Genomic DNA, 20861 nt, shown 5'->3' on the forward strand with positions numbered 1-20861 from the left:
CCGACCGTCTACTATGGCCGGATGCTGCGTCAGAGGCCACGCCGCCCGTGAACTCCGGGAAGCGTGAGACTGGATCCTCTGGGGCGATCCACGTCTCGAGGGGCTCGACCCCGTCGAAGGCGCGGGTGGCGGTGCCAGGTGGGCGGCGGCCAGAACCCGTGCCACTTGCGCCGGGCTCCTCCCGTCACGATGCGGGTTGGCGCGACGGAGCCTGGGTGCCCGGATGCATCCGTTCGGAGTAACAAATAGTGTGTACCTGTTCGAAACGGACGATCGAACCATTCGCTTGCCCGTAAGGGCAGGAAGGCGCTACTCACATGGCGAAGGTACTTTTCGTGGTGACCGGTGCGACGTACTGGGTCCTGAAGGACGGCAGCAGGTACGCCACCGGCTATTGGGCCGAGGAATTCGCGCTGCCGTACAAGAAGGTCACCGAGGCGGGACACGAGGTAGTGGTCGCCACACCGAACGGCGTGACGCCGAACGTCGACATGATGAGCCTGCGGCCCTCCATGGCCGGCGGCGAGGACAGCGCCCTCGAGCTGGAGTCCATCATCCGCTCCGCCGAGGTGATGCGACGGCCGATCAAGCTTTCGGACGTCCGCCTGGAGGACTACGACGCGGTGTACTTGCCCGGAGGCCACGGCCCCATGGCCGACCTGTGGGAGGACGCCGACGCCGGCAGGCTCCTGACGGCGCAGCTCGCGTCGGGCAAGCCGCTCGCCATCGTCTGTCACGCTCCCGCGGCGTTGCTGTCCACCAGGATCCACGGTGAGTCGCCCTTCAGGGGTTACCGGGTCACGGGCTTTTCCAACGCAGAGGAAGAGGCCGTCGGACTGGCTTCCAAGGCGACCTGGCTGCTGGAGGACGAGCTGAAGGAGAAGATCGGCGTCGAGTACAGCCGCGGCGATCTGTGGGAGCCCTACTTGGTCGAGGACCGCAATCTCATCACGGGGCAGAATCCGCAGTCGGCCGTCGTCGTCGCGGACCGGCTGCTCGAACTGCTTTCCTGACGGGCTGCCATCGCGCCTCCCGTGCGGTCGGAGGCAGGGGCGCGGTGCCGGAGGCCGCCCGGGGAAGGGAGCGCGCCTCCCGAGAGCCAGGTGACGAGGTGCATGTTCCGCATGAGGCGGCGGACAGGTGTGCGGGGCCTCACGACCGGAATCCGCGCGACCGTGCATCATGACCGGAATCCACCCGACCGCGCATCAGCATCAGCAGCGGGGAGACGCGATGCCCGGACGTTTTGATCCTTACAGCGTGCTCCCGCCGGTGCCCGCGTTCGCTCTGCGCAGCACAGACATCGCCGACGGCGAGACACTGGCCGTGGCCCAGACCAGCGGCATCTTCGGCGGCCCGGGCCAGGACCGCTCCCCGCACCTGGTGTGGGAAGGCCATCCGCCGGGGACGGCCGGCTTCGCCGTCACATGCTTCGACCCGGACGCTCTGACGGTCAGCGGCTTCTGGCACTGGGTCGTTCACGACATACCCGCGTCGGTGACGGAACTGCCCGCCGGCGCAGGCGGCGCCGAAGGGGACGGGCTCCCCTCCGGGGCGAAGACGCTCATCAATGACGCCGGCCGGCGCGGCTACCTGGGTGCCGCGCCGGCGCCGGGGGAGGCTCCGCATCGCTACATGTTTGTCGTGCATGCGCTGGACGCTCCCGTCCTCGACGTCACCGCGGAGGCGACCCCTGCCTGGTTGGGTTTCCGGCTCGTCGCCCATGCGCTGGCGCGAGCCACGCTCACGCCGGTGTTCGGCCTCCCGGGCTGATCAGGACGACTGCTGGAGGCGTTTGCCCGAGGTGCGGCGGAGAGCTCGCTGCTTCGCGGCGGTCACCTGACTCCGCAGACGCTCCGACCGGGGGACGCGCAGCCACGAGACCGATCCCTCACCCGGAGAAGCGGGCACGTACGAACACGTGCGTGGAGCGGCCCGGCCGTTGGTTCACGGAAGCATGACGGTCTTCGACCGTCGAATCACCTGTTCCGCACGGGCGGTCATGTCGTCGTCGACAGGCGGTGGCCTCTCGCCGGGCCGGGCGGGCGTGCTGTGGTCGAGCATCAGCTGCTCAAGGCCCGCCGGCGTATAGATGAAGAGCAGCCTGGCGGCGTGGATGCGCCGGTTCTTGAAGCCGTGCCGGATTCCCTTGGGCACGTGGATGAAGTCACCGGCCACAGCCGTGAAGGTGTGGTCACCGTCCACGAACTCCAGTTCACCGTCGAGAACGTAGAAGGTCTCGTCCTCTTCTGTGTGGGCGTGCGGGACAGGGCCGCCCCCAGCCGGAACCGTGGCCTCTATGAAGCCGATGTTGCCGCTCGTCTGGGCACCCGTCGCCTTGACCGTGTAGATGTCGTCCGCGGCCCACACGGTCGGGCCCTCCCCGGACGGCACATAGAGAGCGCCGCGTTTGTTCCACGTCGGATCGTCGGGTGCAACCTCATTCAGCGGAAAACTCATGAGCGTCTCCGGATGGGTGGTTGAGCTGACAGGCCGCGCTTGAACCGGCCACGGGAGGGAGGTAGAAGTATGGAAACCTAAAGTAATTGCTGTGTCAAGTATTGTTGTCGGCTTTTCGTCGTGTGGTGGCTCGGCGTCGCCGCGCCGTCCATCCGACGTGCGCCGGCCGACGCCCGCGTCGCGTCCGGGGGAGTCGCATCGGCGTCCCGGACCGTCCTCGCCCTCGATCGAGCTGCCGGGCCGCCGCGACATGTCGAACGGCCACTCGTTCTGGTTCCGCGACTGCTCCGCAACGCGCCGGAACAGGGCATTACTGCCTCTCCCCCCGGCACGACGGTCGCGTCAACCGACTGTTTGACGCCGACTTCACGCGCCGAGAGGGTCCACCGACGTCGCCGGTGAACCCTCTCGAAGGCGTCGCGACCGGTGCCTGAACGGCGGGTCTGCGGTCACTCTGGCGCGTTGTGCGACGATCTTGGTCTCGACCGCCCTCGGGCTGACCGAGGCGGCGATGCCGACCCCGTCACCGCTCCTGCCGGCCGGCACCACGCTGGTGGTCAGTCACTGTCGGCGAGGCGTTCTCCCAGGTGGTACTCGAGTTCTCCCCGCTGTTGCATGCCCCGTTGCAGAAGCCTGCGAATGCGCTCGTGCGCCTCCGGCCACGTCAGGGATGTGCGAAAAGTGTCCTGACCGGCCGTCAAGTCGGCCTGGGCGGGGAGAGTCGAACGGTTGATGAGAGCCTTGACCTCGGCCAGCGGCTTGCGGTCGAACGAGGCGATCCTGGTCGCGACGCGTTCCACGTGAGCGTCCAGTTCGGCATCCGGAAGCGCCCGGTTGATCCAGCCGTACCGCTCAGCCGTCTCGGCGTCGAAGTCGTCGGCCCCTGCGATGATCTCCAACGCGCGTCCTCGCCCCACCAGGAGCGGAAGCCTTTCGGTCGCTCCCCCTCCCGGCGTGATGCCCGCCCCCACCTCCGGCTGTCCCAGGACGGCCTTCTCCTTGCTCGCGAAGCGCATGTCGCAGGCAAGGGTGAATTCGGAGCCGACCCCCCGTGCCCGGCCACGGATGGAGGCGATGCTGATGACACGGGAACGGGCCAGGCGAGCCGCGACGTCCAGCCACGTGGGTCCCGTGTACGGCTCCTTCGGGGGCATCAGATCGAAATGCGCGAGAAAGAAGTCGGGATCCGCGCTGTCGAAGACGACCACTTTCAGTTCGTCGTCCGATTCCATCTGATCGACGAGGTCTCCCAATGCCGCGAAGACCTGGTAGTCGACGAGGTTGATGGGTGGCATGTCGAAGGTGACGCGCCAGTAGGAGGGAGACCTTTTGGACAACCGGAACGGCGAAAGAGCATTCATGTACAGCAGCTTACGACGCCCTTTCCGCCGAGCTGCGTCCCTCTCATGGCGAGAATGACGTGCCCCTTGTCTTGACGCTGCAAGCATCCGTGCGTCGTGGCGCACCGCCGCCCGTGCCGCCCGATGGAGGTTGCCGGAAGATGCGGCGCGGTCGTGCGGGGAAGGGACGCCGCCGCGCGACGCGGTGGTCGTCGACCGGTCCCGTGCGAGCCCCGAGCAGAACCGGTCTCGTCCGAGCCGCGGGCAGAACCGGTCCTGGCCGAACCCTGAGCAGGAAGCGATGATGCGGACGATCCGCCCGACCGGGCGCGCGGCCCGGCCACGTCGCAGGTGCGTACGCCGGTGCTCGCTGCCGCGTGACACGGTCGAGGTGTCACCGCGCGCACCCGCGGACGTCGGAGGCGGCGTACGGCCCCTGCGCGCGCTCCGCGCCGGCCCGCTGGAGCGGTCAGCGCGGTGACTGGGCCAGGGGAGCCGTCTCGAGGAGGGCGGCGGCGGCGTTGCGGGCGGTCGTGGCGGCGGACGGGTCGCGGTCCATCCGTGCCGCCTGCTCCGCGCCGTCGTACAGCAGGTGCAACCGGCGGGCCAGTTCCTCCGGCTCGGCAAAGCCGGAAGCGGCGGCCAGTTCGGTGAACAGGCCGCGAACCCAGGCGCGGTAGTTCTCGGCGGCGCGACGCACCGTGCTGTCCGCCGGTGCCTCTGCGGTGGCCCGCACGAAGGCGCAGCCGTTGTACGCGGGGTCGGTAAACACCTCGCCCTGTGCGTCGAAGACACCGAGCAGTTGCTCACGTGGGGTGCGAAAGCGGGTCAGGGCTCGCATGATCCGCTCGCGGCTGCGCTCGTGACGGAAGTCCAGGTAGGCGCAGACGAGGCCTTCCTTGCTGCCGAAGGTGTTGTACAAGGAGGCCTTGGCCACCCCGGCGTGCTCGATGACACGGTCGATGCCGACGGTCTGCACGCCCTCGCCGTAGAACAGCTCGTTGGCCGCCTGGAGCAGTCGCTCCCGCGCCGGCGTCCGGGTCCCGGCCCTGCTGGTCGCCATCTCGACACCTCACTCAGACAGATTTGTCTACTGTAGCGCCTCGGATGAGGTCACCGCTGGGCCATCTCCGCCGTGGGCCCGGGTACGGTCTCGGCGGCCAGGTCGGCCGGTCGCACCACGGACAGGCGCTCCGCGCGGCGGCCGCTCAGCAGCAGCCCGGTCAGTGCCACCAGGGCCAGCAGGACGACGGCCCCGCCGTACTCCCGGGTGGTCGACACCAGGCCACCGCCGTGTACCACCAGGAAGCCGCCGATCACGGCCGGCACGCCCAGGCCCACGTAGCAGATGACGTACAGCAGGGACAGCACGCCGGCTCGCTCGTGCGGCTCGACCAGCGGGACGACGAGCCTGATGCCGCCCTGGAAGCCGCCGCCGAAGCCGAAGCCTGAGATCGCCGCGCCCACGAAGAACCCGGTCACGGAGAGGGCGCCGCCGCCGCCGGAGGCCACGGACAGCAGGGTGATCAGCACGCCGACGACCAGCGCGCCGATACCGATCAGCATGACCTTGCGTGTGGCCGTCCGCCGCAGCAGCACGACGGCCAGCCCGGCGGAGGAGGCGAGGACGAACAGGGGCAGGCCGCCCCACACCACGGAGGAGGAGTGCACCAGGGTCCGCACGATGGCCGGACCCAGTGCCGCGTACAGGCCCGTCAGTGCCCACACCGCGAACATGACGGGCGCGGCGATGGCCACCGCCGCACGCGCGGATCGCGGCAGCTTGAACTCGGGGGCCATGCTGGCCAGTGCGCCCGGTTTGCGGGAGACCGTCTCGCCCATCGCGAGCACCGCCAGCGCCTGGAGCACGAACACGCCCAGCAGCACCAGGTAGACCAGACGGGTGGGAGCGGGCAAGTACTGCACGACCAGCCCGGAGACCATGGCGCCGCCCGCCGTGCCCACCGTCGGCGCGAGGGAGTTCAGGAAGCCGCCCCTGCGCGCATCGATGTCGAGCATCCCGGCGCCCAGTGCGCCGACCGCGGCGCCGGTGCTGATCCCCTGGAGGACACGGGCGGCGAGCAGCGCGTCCACTCCGCCGGCGTCGACGAACACCACCATCGCCAGTGCCTGCCCGAGCAGCGCGACCACCAGCACGGGGCGGCGGCCTACATGGTCGGAGATCTTCCCGAAGACCAGCAGCGAGAGGAGAACGGCCACCGCGTAGACGCCGAAGACGACCGTGACCGTGATGGGTGAGAAGCCCCAGTGCTGCTGATAGATCGCGTAGAGCGGCGTCGGCGCGCTCGACGCCGCCAGCAGCGAGACGAGGATCGACGCCAGCACGCCTATGGAGGCGACGGGGCCGAGCCGCCCGCGTCGCGGAGCCGCGTGTGCTCCGGACCGACCTCCGGGCGTGCCCGGCGAGACGGACTGAGGTGTGGAAGGTAGGGAGCTCATGCGATCACTCTCAGGGTCGGCGCGGGGGACCACCTCATAGTAGACAGGTCTGTCTGGTTGTGGACCGGGCCGGACCGTGAGACATGTCGCAGCGGGTTCTCCGCCCGCCGGGAATACGGCGACCTCACCGGCGGACGCGTCTCAGTGCCCGTCCAGCAACTGTTCGAACGGCACCGGATCGCTGTAGGGATCCGGGATGTCCGGGGACTCCCGCCGTCGCATCTCGTCGGCGAACTCGCCCGCGGCCCGCGCGATCCGCGGTAGGAGCGTGCCCGGGGAATCGCCGCCACCGCCCCACTCCTCCGTGGCGGCGAACACGGAGGTGGGCACCACCACGGCACGCAGGTAGGCGAACATCGGCCGGAGGGCGTGTTCCAGAACGAGGGAGTGCCGCCCCGTGCCGCCGGTGGCGGCGATCAGGACCGGCTTGTCCACCAGCGCGGTGTCGTCGAGGCAGTCGAAGAACATCTTGAACAGGCCGCTGTACGAGGCGGTGAAGGCCGGCGTGACGGCGATCAGGCCGTCCGCCTTCGCGACCGCCTCGGACGCCTGCCGCAGTGCGTCCGACGGGAAGCCCGACGTCAGATAGCTGACCATGTCGTGCCCGTGGTCACGCACCTCCACGATGTCGATGTCGACCTCTGCCCCCCGTCCCTCCAGATCCCGCCGGGTGGCTTCGGCGAGCCGGTCGGCCAGCATGCGGGTGGACGAAGGCAGTCGCAGGCCCGCCGAGACGACGGCGAGAGTGCGCTTCATCGCCGGCCACCCGCGTCGGCCGCCCGCTCCCGGTCGGCGGCGACGAGGGAGGCGTGCGTGGGGGCGTCGGGCACGTGCGCCGGGCGGACGTCGGCGAACTCCTTGCGCAGTACCGGCACGATCTCGCCCAGCAACTCGATCTGTTCGAGCACGGTCTTGTGCGGAACCCCGATGCCGTCCACGTTGAACAACTGCCGCTGGTAGTCGCCCCCCGCGTGCTCGCGGTAGGCCAACACCCGCTCGATCATCTCCTGCGGGCTGCCGGCGATCACCGCGGTCTGCGCCATGGTCTCCTCCAGGGACCCGCTGTTGCCGTACAGGGAGTGGTCGAAGTACGGGCGGAATTCGCGTACCGCGTCCTGGGAGTTCGGCCGTACGAAGATGTGGGCGGCGAGGCCGACGATCGCCTGGTCGGCCCTGCCGTGACCGTAGTGCTCGAAGCGGCCCCTGTAGAGGTCCACCAGGCGGCGGACGTGTTCCTTGGGCCAGAAGAGGTTGTTGTGGAAGAAGCCGTCGCCGTAATAGGCGGCCTGCTCCGCGATTTCCGGACTGCGGATGGAGGCGTGCCAGACGAACGGCGGGACGCCGTCCAGCGGGCGCGGGGTGGCGGTGAAACCCTGGAGCGCCGTACGGAACTTCCCCTCCCAGTCGACGACGTCCTCGCGCCACAGGCGTCGCAGCAGGGCGTAGTTCTCCACCGCGAGCGGGATGCCGTTGCGGATGTCCTGCCCGAACCAGGGGTAGACCGGGCCGGTGTTGCCCCGGCCCATCATCAGGTCGACCCGGCCGTCCGCGAGGTGCTGGAGCATCGCGTAGTCCTCGGCGATCTTCACCGGGTCGTTGGTGGTGATGAGGGTCGTCGAGGTGGACAGCAGTATGCGTTCGGTGCGGGCCGCGATGTGGCCGAGAAGCGTGGTGGGCGAGGACGGCACGAAGGGCCGGTTGTGGTGCTCGCCCAGGGCGAAGACGTCCAGGCCCACCTCCTCGGCCAGCTTGGCGTACTCCACGAGGGCCTTGATCCGCGTGTGCTCCGTGGGCGTCTGTCCGGACACCGGGTCACGCGCTATGTCCCCCACGCCGAAGATCCCGAATTGCATCGTGTACTTCCTGTCTGTCGTGTCGGTCGTTCGTTCAGTCGACGCACCGCTGCGGGGCGGTCCGCGGCCCCGCGGGTCCGGTCGGGACGCGTCCCAGCTCTCCGGGCGGTGACGTGCACCGGCTGCCGGTGGCGGACGCGGCTTCCGTCGCGGCGAGCCGGCGCCTCAGCTCCGGACGAACTGACCGGCCGGATCACTGTCCAAGAAGCCGGGCGTCGCGGCCGGCCGGGCGGGAACGACGTGCGCGGGTGCGCGGTGACGGCCGCGGCCCGCGGCGTCGGTCCCGGGGGTGCACATGTCTTCGTCGGCCTGCCGGCCCCGGTGGCGGCCGGCGCCCGCGACGTCCGGGACACCTCCGGTCCATGAGCGGTCGGACTGGATGTCGATCACGATGGGGGACACGTGTGTTTCCTTTCCCCGGTTGTTTGTCGGTCTGCGAGCGTCGACGCGGGGTTTCCGGGCCGGAGTGACTCGAAGCTCTACTTGCTGTGCGAAGCAAATATAACCGCTCCCGAGGGCGGTCGGACACCCGGGCGCCATGCTCCACGTCACATCGACGAGGGCGCGGGGACGACCGGCTCCTTGCCGAGAGACCGTCGAGCGCCCGGTGGGTCGGGGGAGGCGGGGGAGTGGGCGCGGCTGGGCTGGGGGCGCCGCGGGTCGTGCGCGGGGTGGGCGACCACGCGGACAGGACACGCAGCGCACCGAACCCGCCCGGGACACCGACGAACGCACCGTGCGCGAAGGCTGGCTGGACTACCACTGTCAGACTCTCCAAGGCGGGCACCGTCGTCATCCTGGGCGTACTCGCGGGCGCGGGCGCTGCTTCCGCGTCCTTCGTCATGACCGAGATGAGTGATGACCGCGATGAGTCTCGAGAGGCCGAGCCGCTGAGGGTGTCGGGGTCAGGGAGCCCGGCCGGGGTGCGTCGCGGACGAGCGCGGCCAGGGCGTGAGCGACGCCCTCGGTCGCGGAGGAGGGGCGACATGCCGGTGCCGGGCCGTCGCGGCCGTGCCGGGCTCAGGAACGGCCGAAAGCGTAGTCCCCCCTGCGGACCCCTCGGGTCCGGCGCCGGAACGCGACCGTGGTGTCGGGCCACAAGACGGTGTTGCGGCCCGATCGCGGATCCTGGTACCAGCTGCGGCACCCGCCGGACTGCCAGACGGTGCCGGCCATGCGGTCATCGATCCAGTCGTTGAACTCCCGCTGCACATCCGGGCGCACCTCGACCGTGTCCGCGCCGTGCCGGCGCGCACGGCGAAGGACGGCGACGATGTGCCGTGCCTGCGCCTCGATCATGCCGATCTGGGAGTTGTGCCCCAGCCCGGTGTTGGGGCCCACCATGAGAAACATGTTCGGGAAGCCGGACACGGTGGTACCGAGGTACGCCTGGTTGCCATCGCTCCAGGCGTCGGCGAGGGTCTGGCCGTCGCGTCCGACGACGTCGAACCGGATGGTGTGCTGCGTGTCGAAACCGGTGCCGTAGACGAGTACGTCGGCACGGAACTCATGGTCGTCGTCCCCGACGACGACACCGGGCCGCACCTCCTTGACCCCGCCTCGGCGCACCTCCACATGGGGCTTCGCCAGGCTCGGGTACCAGTCGCTGGAGATCAGGACGCGCTTGCAGCCGATCGAGTAGTCGGGTGTGACGACGGCGCGCAGTTCCGGGTCGGAGACCTGTTTCGCGATCAGCCGGCGCGCGAGGGCTCCGGTCGCTGCCATCTTCCGGGGGTCACTGACGAAGGCGGCGGCCCGTGCCTCGTGGATCCGGAACAGCCGCTCGCGCACCCACCACCGGTACGGCGGGAACCAGCGGGCCAGACGCCGGTGCCGGTTGTCGAAGGCCCGGTCGACCTTGGGCAGGATCCACGGCGCGGTGCGCTGGTAGATGGTCAGTGCCGCGACGCAGTCGACGATGGCGGGAACGAACTGGATGGCGCTTGCACCCGTGCCGATGACCGCGACCCGCTTGCCTGTCAGATCCACGTCGTGCCGCCAGGCCGCGGAGTGGAAGGCGGGCCCGCCGAAGGAGGTGCTTCCGGGCAGCTCGGGGAGCACAGGGTGGTGCAGGGGCCCCACCGCGGAGATCAGGAACCGGGCGCGGCAGCGCGCCCCCGTCGCGGTCACCACCTCCCAGCGGGCGTCCGCCGCGATCCAGCGGGCGCCCGTGACCCGCTGCCCGAACCGGATACGGTCGACGAGCCCGCGCCGGTGGGCCACGTCGCGCAGGTAGTCCATGATCTCCGGCTGACCCGCGAACAACCGGCTCCAGTCGGCGTTCTGGTCGAACGAGTACGAGTACAGCGGTGACGGAATGTCGCAACTGCATCCCGGGTAGTCGTTGTCGCGCCACGTCCCGCCCAGGTCGTCGGCGGCCTCCAGGATCACGTACGACCGGACACCCGCCCTGCCGAGCCGGGCAGCCACTCCGAGACCGCTGAACCCGGCGCCGACGATCACGGCGTCGACGTCACCCGGCACGGGGGCGGCGTCAGTCGAGGGCGTCATGCGAGACTCCCGTGGCGGGGGTCGCCGCGTCGCCGGACGCCAGGTCCACGTCGGTGTCCGCCACGACGCCGGCGAGCCGGCGTTTGAGGACCTTGCCGGACGCGTTGCGGGGCAGTTCTCCGGTGAAGACGTACTCGGCGGGCACCTTGTAGTCGGCCAGGCGCACCGCCGCGTGGGCACGCAGCGACTCCTCGGTGGGGGCATGGCCCGGCCGGGGCACGACCACCGCGCGCACCCGCTCGTCGAGGACCGGGTCGGGCACGCCGACGACCGCCACGTCGGCGACACCGGGGTGGTCCGCCAGCACGTTCTCGACCTCAAGGCTGTAGATGTTCTCCCCGCCGCGGATGATCATGTCCTTGAGGCGGTCGAGAACCCGGACGAATCCGTCGGCGTCGACGCTGCCGACGTCGCCGGTGTGCAGCCATCCGTCCACGAAGGTGGACGCCGTGGAGTCCGGGTCGTTCCAGTAGCCGGCGGTCACCACGGGGCCGCGCACGCACAGTTCGCCGACGGTGTCCCGCAGGTCGCGAGGAGGCGCACCGCCGAGGGAGACGGCGACTTCGAGCCCGGCGACGGGCCGGCCGACGGTGCCGGGGTGGGCGAGGTACTCGTCGCCCTCGGTGTACGTCACGATCGAGGTGCCCTCGGTCAGTCCCCACACGTTGCCGAGGCGGAGGCCGGGCAGGCGTCCGGTGACCTCGGCGGGAAAGCCCTCCGGTACCGGTGATCCGCCCATGACGAACAGGCGCAGGGCGGACAGGTCGTGGGCGGTGCCCCGCGCCTTGAGCAGGATCAGCCTGAGCATGGCCGCGACGCCGGCGAAGAAGGTGACGCGCTCGCGCACCATCAGCTCGACGACCGTCTCCGCCCTGAACTCCGGCACCATGACGCAGCAGGCGCCGCCGCTGAGGAATCCGACGAACTGCGAGACCACACCGGTGGCGTGGAACATCGGAGCGGCGATCAGTGTCCGCTCGTCCGGGCCCGCGCCGAGGCGCTCGCGGACCGTACGCGCGTTGGACAGCAGGTTCGCGTGGGTGTGCATCGAGCCCTTGGGCCTGCCCGTGGTGCCCGACGTGTAGAGCAGATGCGCCACGTCGTCGGGGGAGCGGCGGCAACCGGGCAGGGTGTGCGGATCGACGTCCACCACAACGGCGTCGTCCGGCTCGGCGACGAGCTGGTCGGCCGGAACGACACGCGTGATGTGGCGGGGCGGGATCCGGGACCCGAGGGGCCCGTCGGCGGCGTCGGTGAGGATCACCGTCGGGGCGCTGTCACCGAGGACGTGGTCGAGTTCCGGTGCGGTGAGACGGGTGTTCACCAGGACGGCGATGGCACCGGCCAGCTGGGCACCGATGTAACCGACGGCGTACTGCCAGCAGTTGGGCAGCAGGATGGCGACGCGGTCGCCTGGCGCGACACCATGGTCGCGAAGCCGGACAGCGACGGCCACGGCACGCCGCAGGATCTCCGAGTGCGTGAACCGGATCCTTCCGTCCACCACGGCTTCGCGGGCTCCGTACTGGGCCCCGACCTCGATGAACATGTGGGGCAGGATTTCCCCGTGCATCGCAACTCCGTAAACGTGAGAACGCCGGTGTGTCGGTGCCTGCGAGGGGATGCTCCGAATCGGTCGACGAGGTCCTTGACCTCACACACGGAAGCCGGGTCCGTACACATCCGGCGGCACCGTCCGAGACACCTTACCTGCACACAGGTTTCACCGGGCGTGTCAGTTGACCGGGCGTCACCTCACCCGGCCGCGCTGTGTGCGCCGAAGGTGGTGTGACGGTCCGCCGCATCGCGACTCGATGACACGGACCGGGCGTCGGATGGACACAGCCGTATCCTCTCTCCCCCTCGGTGGGCACGACCTTCGCCGTGGCGACGACGGGAGTTATCTACTTGACTCGTCAAACATCGAGAGGCATGCTTGCCAGGTCAAGTACATCGCTTGCTCAGGTGGTCATCCGGCCCGGGAGCGGCGGAGGAAGGGAAGGCCATGCCCACCAATGCCTTCGAGGTCGGGCTCGACTCCTTCGGGGAGGTCGCCACGGACGGCGGCCGAACGCTCGACGACGCCGAGACCGTCCGACTTCTCGTGGAGGAGGCGAAACTCGCCGAAGCCGCGGGAATCGATGTCTTCAGCGTCGGGGAGCACTACAGGCCGGGCCACGTCGACAGCGCCACACCCGTTCTGCTCTCCGCCATGGCCACGGCTACGGAAAGCATTCGCCTGGGAACCTCCGTGACGGTGCTGAGCACCAATGACCCCGTGCGGCTGTACCACGAGTTCTCCACGCTCGACGCCGTGTCGAACGGCCGGGCCCAGCTGGTGCTGGGGCGCGCCTCCGCCACGGAGTCGTTCCCCCTGTTCGGCTACGACATCGCCGACTACGAGCAGCTCTTCGAGGAGAAGCTCGAGCTTTTCATGCGCCTTCAGAGGGAAGAGAAGGTGACGTGGAGCGGCGTGACCCGGACCTCGATCGTCGATCAGCGCCTGCGTCCGCGGATGCGCCCCGGAGGAATACCCACCTGGATCGGTGTGGGCGGCAGCCCCAGCTCCGTCGTCCGTGCCGCCCGCCACGGCTTGCCCGTGATGCTGGCCGTCGTCGGCGGCCGCCCCCAACGCTTCTCCCGACACATCACCCTGTACCACGAGGCGCTCCAGCGGGCAGGCCACGACGCGCTGCCGGTCGGCCAGCATTCCCTGGGGCTGGTCGCCGACACCGATGAAGAGGCGATCGAGACCTGGTGGCAGTACTGGGAGCCGGTCGTGACCCAGCTCGCGGAGGAGCGCGGTTTCTACCAGCCCAGCCGAGAGCGCTACGAGGCCGAACTGGACCACGGCGCACTCTTCGTCGGGTCCCCGGAAACGGTTGCTCGCAAGATCGCCACCGTCGCCCGTGACCTGCGCCTGAGCCGCTTCGACCTGAAATATGACGTCATGCACCTGCCACGCCAGGCTCGCGCCCGCACCATCGAGCTGCTGGGTCGTGAAGTCGCGCCGCGTGTGCGGGAGATACTGAGCAAGGAACCCATACATGTCTGATCTCGTTCTCGGCCTGGACACGTTCGGCGACGTACCCGAAGACGATTCGGGTGCACTCGTCTCCCATGCCCGGTCCATACGCCAGACCGTCGCCGAGGCCATCCTCGCGGACGAGATCGGCGTCGACGTGCTCGCACTCGGCGAGCACCACCGTCCGGAGTACTCGGTGAGCACCCCCGAGACGGTGCTCGCCGGCATCGCCACCCGCACCAAGCGCATCCGCCTGTCCTCCGGCGTCACCGTGCTGAGTTCCGACGACCCGGTCCGGGTCTTCCAGCGGTTCGCGACACTCGACGCCCTGAGCGACGGACGGGCCGAGGTCATCCTCGGCCGCGGTTCCTTCACGGAGTCGTTCCCCCTGTTCGGCTACGATCTCGCCGACTACGACGTCCTCTTCGAGGAAAAGCTCGAACTCTTCGTGCAGTTGCTCAAGGAGGAGCCCGTCACCTGGCGGGGCACCGTGCGGCCGCCGCTCGACCGTGCGGAGGTCTACCCTCCGACGGAGTCCGGTCATCTGACGACCTGGGTCGGCGTCGGTGGTTCTCCCCAGTCAGTGGTGCGTACCGCCCGTCACGGCCTCCCCCTGATGATCGCCATCATCGGCGGTTCCCCGACGCGCTTCGCGCCCTACATCGATCTGTACGAGCGCGCCACGGCGCAGTTCGGCACCACCGCCCATCCGGTCGCCATGCACTCGCCCGGCTTTGTCGCCGACACCGACGAGGAGGCCCGCGAGGCGCACTGGCCGGGTTACCGGGAGATCCGGGACCGCATCGGCGCCCTGCGAGGATGGCCGCCGATCCGCCGGGAAGAGTACGAGGCCGAGATCGCGCACGGCTCCTTGTACATCGGTTCGCCCGAGACGGTCGCGCGCAAGATCGCTCGAGCCGTCGGCGAGCTCGGCGTCGGCAGGTTCGACCTCATCTACACGGCGGGCTCGCAGGCGATCAGCGCTCGCCTTCGTTCGGTCGAGCTGTACGGCACGAAGGTGATCCCCATGGTCCGCGACCTTCTCGCCGGCTGACCCGTGGAAGGAGACGGTATGGACGTCGAGGACGTGCGCACGATCGGCATTCTGGGCGCCGGGAAGGTGGGAACGGTGCTGGCCCGGCTGGCGGTCGCCGCCGGCCATCGGGTACTTGTCGCAGGGTCGGGCGCACCGGACAGCATCGCGCTCACCGTCGAGGTCCTCGCCCCTGGTGCGGTCGCTGTCACCGCGGCCGAGGCGGCGGACCAGGCGGACGTCGCCATCCTGGCGCTTCCCTTGGGCAAGTACCGCAGCGTCCCCGTGGAGGCGCTGCGGGGCAAGCTCGTCATCGATGCGATGAACTACTGGTGGGAGGTCGACGGAGCGCGGGACGACCTCACCGACCCACGTACCTCCACCAGCGAGATCGTCCAGGCGTTCCTGCCGGGATCGAGGGTCGTCAAGGCGTTCAACCACATGGGCTACCACGACCTCGAGGACGGCGCGTCGCCGCGAGGCGCGGTCGGGCGCAAGGCGATCGCCATCGCCGGTGACGACCCGGGAGACCGGACCGTGGTCGCTGTCCTGGTCGACGCCCTCGGCTTCGACCCGGTCGACGCCGGCTCGCTCGCGGAAGGCGTGCGACTGGGACCGGGAACCGAGCCCTTCGGGGCCAACGTCAGCGCCGGTGAGCTGCGCGCGATGCTCGATCGGTTCCCCACGTCGGAGCGCGGACGTGTGATCGCTCAGGCTCGCTCCGCCGCATCCAGCTCGGTCGCAGACCCGGACTGAGTCCGGCTGCCCTCCAGCGGACGCGCGATGACGCGCGGCCGCGGACTGCTCAGCGGCGGGAGCCGTTCGACGCGCGGCGCGTCGTAGCAGGAGGGCCGCCGTGAAACCGGGCGAAGGGGCGCCCTGGTCCGTCGGCCGGCCCGTGACCCGGGTGGGGGCGTGCTGTCGCTCTCGTTGAGGAGGCCGACGCCGGAACCGCGACGCGTCCGCCTCGTCGGACGTCGCCGCAGCCGGCTCGTCCTGACTCGGGTCATGTACCAGGTGGCGTGTCCGCCGGTCCGCGTGACGTGGTTCCCGGTCAGGCGCTTCGGTCCCGGCCCTGGTTTCCTCTCGGAAGCGGTTCGCGGGCGCCTCGCCCGGAAGCGGTCCGCGTGTCAGCAAGGCGGTTCAGCAGCTCCAGGAGCAGCATCTGTTCGCCGGGGCTGAGGGGGAGGTCCTCTTCGTCGCCTAGGGCGGCGCGCAGTGCCATGGCCGGTCCGGCGGGGCCGTCCTCCGGGGACGCCGGTCCGGTCGTGGCGGGGGAACGCAGCAGGGCGGCGAACACGGCATCTCGTGTCACCTCGGACACCGCCACGTCACGCGAAGGGGCACTGAGCATGGTCGTGACCACGCCCACACCGCCGGCGTGCATGACGGCGGTGGCTCGCTCGACGCTCATCCGCAGGCGCCCGACCGCGGCGACACGGGTGACCATCCGCTCCAGCTGGGACACCGCTTTCTGGCCGGCGCGCGAGAGCAGGCCCGAGCGTGATCGCCCGAAGACGAGGGTGTAGTAGGAGGGCTGGCTGAGCCCGAAGTTGATGTGCAGATCCCAGGCGGCGTGCAGATCCGCGACCGGATCGTCGCTCTGCGGCAACCGGCTCTTGGCGAGGAGGTAGGTCTCGAAGCCGTGTTCGCCCACGGCCTCCAGCAGGCCGTCCTTGTCCCCGAACAGCCGAAAGATCGTCGGCGGGAAGACCCCGGCCCGGGCTGCCACCGCGCGGACGGACATGGCGTCCAGCCCCTCGTCCCCCAGCAGGTCGGCGGCAGCGAGAACGATCCTGGTGTGCAGAGCCCCCGCGGTCTGGGCGTCCGCCCCGTCGGCTGTCATGACTCGACGATATCGCAGTGACCGAACCACTGTTTCGAACCGGTGTTACTCTCGAAAGGAGATCATTGGTTCACACGGAGGGGAGTCGGTATGTCTTCGCGATCTGCCTACGACTTCATACTCGTCGGCGGTGGCACGGCCGGCTGCGTGCTGGCTGCCCGACTCACCGAGGACGCGGACGTCAACGTCCTCCTGCTGGAGGCGGGAGACTCCCAACTCCCCACCGCCGTGGCGCATCCACCGTCCTGGCCCCTGTTGGCCGCGTCGAAGGCGGGATGGGGGGATTTCACCGTGGCCCAGAAGTTCTCCGGCGCCCGCGTCGCGCTGCCACGCGGCAGGGGCCTGGGCGGCTCCTCCTCCATCAACGCGCTCGTCTTCACCCGTGGCCATCGCTCCAGCTACGACAGCTGGGGCGATCACGGTGCCAAGGGCTGGACCTTCGACGACCTGCTCCCCTATTTCCAGCGCAGCGAGAGGGCGGCCGACCCGACGGCTCCCGGCCGGGGAAGCGGCGGGCCTCTCGTCGTCGGCCCGGCCGCCGAGCCCAACGAAGTGCTGCTCGCGTGCCTGGCGGGGGCGGTCGAGGCCGGACAGCGCAGAGCCCATGACATCAGCGGCGGCCTGGAGGAGGGGTTCGCCCCGGTCGACCTGAACATCGTCGCCGGTCGTCGCCAGAGTGCGGCCGACGCCTACCTCACGCCCGCACTGGGCCGCCCCAACCTGGACGTCATCACCGGGGCGACCGCCCACCGGCTGATCTTCGAGGGAACGCGCTGCGTCGGTGTCGAGTACGGCATCGATGGCCAGGTGCGCACCGCGACGACGGTCGGCGAAGTGGTTCTCGCGGCCGGCACGATCGGCTCCGCCGAACTGCTACAGCGTTCCGGCATCGGTCCCGTGGACGTGCTCAAGCAGGCTCATGTCGGCGTCTTCCACGGGCTTTCCGGCGTGGGACGGAATCTGCACGATCATCCGCGGGCCAACCTCGTCTATCGCGCCCAGCGCACGGTCCCGGCGGCTCGCAACAACCACGGTGAGATCCTGGGACTCCTGCGGAGCCACCCTGCGGCTACCGGCCCCGACCTCCAGATCATCTTCATCGACATCCCCGTGCCCAACCCCGTGGCTGCCGTGGACAACGGCTTCACCATCGGGGTCTCACCCATGCGCCCGGTGAGCCGCGGCTCACTCGAGATCGCGTCGGCCGATCCGTACACCCCCTCCCTGATCGACCCCAACTACTTCGCCGAGGAGCAGGACGTCCGGGCGGTTGTGTCGGGGGTCGAGACCGCGCGCAGGATCGCGTGGTCGTCGGCGCTCGCCGACTGGGGGATCGAGGAGGTGAGCCCCGGCCTCACCGCCGTGGACGAGCCGTCCATCAGCGACTACGTCCGCAAGCACTTCAGTTCCTATTGCCATCCGGTCGGCACCTGCATGATGGGAGAGGACGAGATGTCCGTGGTCGACTCGGAACTGCGCGTCCACGGCCTCGACGGCCTGCGCGTGGCCGACGCCTCGGTCATCCCGGCCATCCCCTCCAGCAACACGAACGCGACCGTCTTCGCGATCGCCGAGCGGGCGGCCGACCTTCTCCGCGGCGTCTGACCTGTCGCGCCGCGCCCGCCCCTTCCGCGCGGTGCCGACCGTGAGCGGTGCGTCTGTCAGCCGTCGCCGGGCGGGCGGAGAGCCTGCATCGGGTGTCCGGTCAGATCGTGAGCATCACAGGGCCCCCACTCGCCGCCCAAGGGAAAGTGCCACCGCCGTCGGGGCGATGATCGGCTGGTCCCGGAGGCGGGAAGGTGGCGGGCCTCGGGTGTCCGGCAGGCCGCACGAGGAGTGCCGGTCAGGAGCGCTCCGGGCGGGCACCCGCCCCGTCCCGCCGTCCGCGGCGACGCCTACGGACGGCGGTCCTGCTCGGCAGAACGTTCCGAGGCCGTGGCTGTGAGCGGTCGCTCGGGGTCTGGATGGAGCAGATCACCGATCATGGTGTTGAGCACCGCCACCAAGGGCACGGCGACCACCGCCCCACCGATACCGGCAACCAGACCTCCAGCGGCCACCGAGAAGATGATGGCCAGTGGATGGACACGCACGGCGCGGCCGAGAATGAAGGGCTGGAGGATGTGTCCCTCGAGCTGCTGCACACCGAGCACGATGAGCAGGACGAGCAACGCCATGAACACGCCCTGCGTGATGAACGCGACGACGACGGCCAGGGCGCCCGAAACGACCGCGCCCACCAGGGGAATGAAGGCACCGGCGAAAACGACTACGGCGAGCGGCAGGGCCAGGGGCACACCGAGGATGAAGATGCCCAGCCCGATACAGAGGGCGTCGATGAACGCGATGACGACGGTGCCGTGTACGTAGGCCGTGAGGGTGCGCCAGGCATGGTTTCCGGCTCCCGCGAGAGCGGGCCGCGCGGTGGCCGGCACCAATCTGAGACCCCAGCTCCAGATGCGTGGCCCGTCATAAAGCAGGAACAGCGTCGAGAACAGCGCCAACAAGGCGCCCGTGATGAGTTCCACCAGAACAGTGACACCGTGAAGTCCCGCGGCCGTCAGATTTTGTCTCCTGGAACCGATACCGTCACGAATCATCCGGTTGAATTCGTCGATCTGTGTTTCCGTGATATGGAACGGGCTGTTCAGCAGCCACCGCTTGAGATCCTCGGTGCCGTCCCGCAGGCGTTCGGACAGTTCGCCGATATTGCTCATCACCTGCCAGACGACGAACCATCCGACGAGGCCCAGAAGAATGAATCCGCACAGGGCCGTCAGGACCGTCGCCAACCCCTTCGGCACTTTGTGCCGTTGAAGGCGGGCCACAGTGGGCTGGAGCAGCGCGGTGATGAGGACGGACGCGACGAAGGCGAACAGGAGGACCCGCACCGCGCTGAGCACCCGCGTCAGTACCCAGAGGCCGGCTGCGATGACGAGGAGCCGCCACACGACCTCCGCGGCGACGCGGAGGCCCCACGGGACCGTGGTGACCGGGTCCGGCCTGCTGACGGCGACAACCTTCGCCGCCCCCGAAGACGCCGTGGACTCGGTCGGCAGGGCGGCTCGCTTCTGCTCCGTTGTGCGGAGACGCTTGAACCATTTTTCGAATCGCACGACCACACTTTTCTCACCTGGGAAGTTCCGGCATCCATGCTTCCCGTGCGGGCGGACAGCCCGTCCATCTCCTGCCGGCAGAGGGCGACACTTTGACAACGACACTCGCCCGGAACCATCGGCTCGTAAAGCCGCCGGACCGATGGATCACCTCGATGGCCCAGCCCCACCCGGTCGTTCCGCTCTCGCCGGTGGGCCGGCAGCGGCCGTGAGTACCGGACGTCGGGACAGAGCGTGGAACCGCCGACCGGACGCCGTGTCCGAGTGCCCGCTCACTGCTCCTCCCTTGAGAGAGGACGCGGACGGCGGTCGATCAGGTGGCGACGTTCCGCAGTGCGGCCGCGAGGGAGCGGAGGTCGAGGTCTGTGAGATGGTCGAGGAAGTGGCGACGCACGGCGGCCAGATTGGTCGGCCAGGCCGCTTCCAGCCGGGCGAAGCCGGCCTCGGTCAGGGCGGCACGCCAACTGCGCCCGTCCTGATCGCACTGCACGCGTCGAATGAACCCGTCCTTCTCCAGCCGGTGTACGACACGGGTCGTACCGCTGAGTGACATCTCGCAGGCGGCGGAGAGATCACCCATGCGCAGGCGTCGGTCCGGCGCCTCGGAGAGGTGCATCAAGGCAAGGTATTCCGTGTTGGACATTCGCTGTTCACGGGTCATCTCCGCGTCGATGGCGCGGGGGAGGGCGTAGATCAATTGCGGAAGAGAGCGGACGATGGCCTCTTCGTCGGCTGTGAGGGGTCGCACCGTGTTCTCCGCCGGCTCGGGCGTCATGAAGGGTTTCCCGTCTGTCCTGGTCAAGGCAGCGTTGGTCGGAGGAGGCCCCGGGTCTCCCGGTGGGGGACGTGCGCGCCCCGCCGATCAGGCAGGGGGGAGCGTCTCCCGCGAGCAGGCTGGGGTTCGGTCCGCTCGCTCCCGTTGGTGGGCAGGTCGATGGCGGTGGGCCGTGCGCCGAGCGGTAAGTCTCCCGCCGGAATGCAGGAGAACCCGATCGTCGGCGCACGACCACCGGCAAGTACTTGACATAGCAAGAGTACATCTCGTACCGCTCGGCGGGATAAGCCTATTGACCATTCCCGTCCATTCTCGTTCCTTCGCGGCGTGCGGGTTTCACAAAATGCTTTGGTATGACCAAGATCGGTATCATCCTGGGCAGCACCCGTCCCGGCCGTAACGGCGAGGCCGTGGCCCGCTGGGTGCTGGACGTCGCCTCGAA

At 69.4% G+C, this 20861-nt stretch carries 18 protein-coding genes and 1 pseudogene; 7 read left to right on the forward strand and 12 right to left on the reverse strand.

Annotated features, from left to right (window positions below; all coding sequences use genetic code 11):
* Positions 1-317: 317 nt before the first annotated feature.
* Both ACZ5Y0_RS33455 and ACZ5Y0_RS33460 read left to right on the forward strand, forming a co-directional pair.
* Positions 318-1013: a type 1 glutamine amidotransferase domain-containing protein gene (locus tag ACZ5Y0_RS33455; protein WP_469132417.1), complete on the forward strand. Its 696-nt coding sequence runs from the start codon at positions 318-320 to the stop codon at positions 1011-1013.
* A gap of 220 nt (positions 1014-1233) precedes the next feature.
* Positions 1234-1773, forward strand: coding sequence for a YbhB/YbcL family Raf kinase inhibitor-like protein (locus ACZ5Y0_RS33460; RefSeq protein WP_469132418.1), 540 nt, complete (start codon positions 1234-1236; stop codon positions 1771-1773).
* A gap of 174 nt (positions 1774-1947) precedes the next feature.
* On the opposite strand, the gene ACZ5Y0_RS33465 is transcribed toward ACZ5Y0_RS33460, so the two are convergent.
* From ACZ5Y0_RS33465 to ACZ5Y0_RS33505, 9 genes are all read right to left on the reverse strand, one after another.
* Positions 1948-2460, reverse strand: coding sequence for a cupin domain-containing protein (locus ACZ5Y0_RS33465; RefSeq protein WP_469132419.1), 513 nt, complete (start codon positions 2458-2460; stop codon positions 1948-1950).
* Between the two features lie 557 nt (positions 2461-3017).
* On the reverse strand, positions 3018-4184 hold the full coding sequence (locus ACZ5Y0_RS33470; RefSeq protein ID WP_469132420.1) for an enoyl-CoA hydratase/isomerase family protein: 1167 nt from the start codon (positions 4182-4184) through the stop codon (positions 3018-3020).
* Between the two features lie 85 nt (positions 4185-4269).
* The gene (locus tag ACZ5Y0_RS33475) at positions 4270-4863 is read right to left on the reverse strand and encodes a TetR/AcrR family transcriptional regulator (RefSeq protein ID WP_469132421.1); all 594 of its coding nucleotides are present in this window, start codon (positions 4861-4863) and stop codon (positions 4270-4272) included.
* Between the two features lie 50 nt (positions 4864-4913).
* On the reverse strand, positions 4914-6260 hold the full coding sequence (locus ACZ5Y0_RS33480) for an MFS transporter (protein ID WP_469132422.1): 1347 nt from the start codon (positions 6258-6260) through the stop codon (positions 4914-4916).
* Positions 6261-6401: 141 nt separating this feature from the next.
* The gene (locus ACZ5Y0_RS33485) at positions 6402-7016 is read right to left on the reverse strand and encodes an FMN reductase (protein ID WP_469132423.1); all 615 of its coding nucleotides are present in this window, start codon (positions 7014-7016) and stop codon (positions 6402-6404) included.
* Positions 7013-8113: a CE1758 family FMN-dependent luciferase-like monooxygenase gene (locus ACZ5Y0_RS33490; RefSeq protein ID WP_469132424.1), complete on the reverse strand. Its 1101-nt coding sequence runs from the start codon at positions 8111-8113 to the stop codon at positions 7013-7015. The genes ACZ5Y0_RS33485 and ACZ5Y0_RS33490 overlap by 4 nt, the downstream gene beginning before the upstream one ends.
* Before the next feature lie 165 nt (positions 8114-8278).
* Positions 8279-8515 (reverse strand): hypothetical protein, encoded by a 237-nt coding sequence (locus tag ACZ5Y0_RS33495; protein WP_469132425.1) that lies wholly within the window; start codon positions 8513-8515, stop codon positions 8279-8281.
* 618 nt (positions 8516-9133) lie between these two features.
* Complete coding sequence (locus tag ACZ5Y0_RS33500; RefSeq protein WP_469132426.1) at positions 9134-10624, reverse strand: flavin-containing monooxygenase; 1491 nt, start codon at positions 10622-10624, stop codon at positions 9134-9136.
* Positions 10608-12197 carry a class I adenylate-forming enzyme family protein gene (locus ACZ5Y0_RS33505; RefSeq protein ID WP_469132427.1) on the reverse strand — a complete coding sequence of 530 codons (1590 nt, stop codon included), beginning with the start codon at positions 12195-12197 and terminating at the stop codon, positions 10608-10610. Before ACZ5Y0_RS33505 ends, ACZ5Y0_RS33500 begins: the two co-directional genes overlap by 17 nt.
* Positions 12198-12629: 432 nt before the next feature.
* On the opposite strand from ACZ5Y0_RS33505, the gene ACZ5Y0_RS33510 reads away from it, so the two are divergent.
* Genes ACZ5Y0_RS33510 through ACZ5Y0_RS33520 form a run of 3 tightly spaced genes read left to right on the forward strand, consistent with a single transcriptional unit; the run spans position 12630 to position 15438 of the window.
* Complete coding sequence (locus ACZ5Y0_RS33510) at positions 12630-13679, forward strand: LLM class flavin-dependent oxidoreductase (protein WP_469132428.1); 1050 nt, start codon at positions 12630-12632, stop codon at positions 13677-13679.
* A complete protein-coding gene (locus tag ACZ5Y0_RS33515) occupies positions 13672-14703 on the forward strand; it encodes an LLM class flavin-dependent oxidoreductase (protein ID WP_469132429.1) in 1032 nt (343 codons plus the stop codon). The genes ACZ5Y0_RS33510 and ACZ5Y0_RS33515 overlap by 8 nt, the downstream gene beginning before the upstream one ends.
* 18 nt (positions 14704-14721) lie before the next feature.
* Complete coding sequence (locus ACZ5Y0_RS33520; RefSeq protein ID WP_469132430.1) at positions 14722-15438, forward strand: NADPH-dependent F420 reductase; 717 nt, start codon at positions 14722-14724, stop codon at positions 15436-15438.
* Positions 15439-15736: 298 nt separating this feature from the next.
* Here ACZ5Y0_RS33520 and ACZ5Y0_RS33525 read toward each other — a convergent pair whose 3' ends face one another.
* Positions 15737-16528, reverse strand: a complete 792-nt coding sequence (locus ACZ5Y0_RS33525; RefSeq protein WP_469132431.1) for a TetR/AcrR family transcriptional regulator — start codon at positions 16526-16528, stop codon at positions 15737-15739.
* 90 nt (positions 16529-16618) lie between these two features.
* Between ACZ5Y0_RS33525 and ACZ5Y0_RS33530 the strand changes: the two genes are divergently transcribed.
* Positions 16619-18133 (forward strand): GMC family oxidoreductase, encoded by a 1515-nt coding sequence (locus tag ACZ5Y0_RS33530; protein ID WP_469132432.1) that lies wholly within the window; start codon positions 16619-16621, stop codon positions 18131-18133.
* 290 nt (positions 18134-18423) lie between these two features.
* Here the strand turns inward: ACZ5Y0_RS33530 and ACZ5Y0_RS33535 are convergent, their stop codons facing one another.
* Together ACZ5Y0_RS33535 and ACZ5Y0_RS33540 are read right to left on the reverse strand one after the other, a co-directional pair.
* Positions 18424-19644 carry an AI-2E family transporter gene (locus ACZ5Y0_RS33535; protein WP_469132433.1) on the reverse strand — a complete coding sequence of 407 codons (1221 nt, stop codon included), beginning with the start codon at positions 19642-19644 and terminating at the stop codon, positions 18424-18426.
* 313 nt (positions 19645-19957) lie between these two features.
* Positions 19958-20419, reverse strand: a complete 462-nt coding sequence (locus ACZ5Y0_RS33540; RefSeq protein ID WP_469132434.1) for a MarR family winged helix-turn-helix transcriptional regulator — start codon at positions 20417-20419, stop codon at positions 19958-19960.
* 353 nt (positions 20420-20772) lie between these two features.
* Between ACZ5Y0_RS33540 and ACZ5Y0_RS33545 the strand changes: the two are divergent.
* Positions 20773-20861, forward strand: a pseudogene (locus ACZ5Y0_RS33545) (NADPH-dependent FMN reductase); the annotation flags it as partial.

This window comes from Streptomyces sp. NPDC033216, from assembly GCF_055577115.1.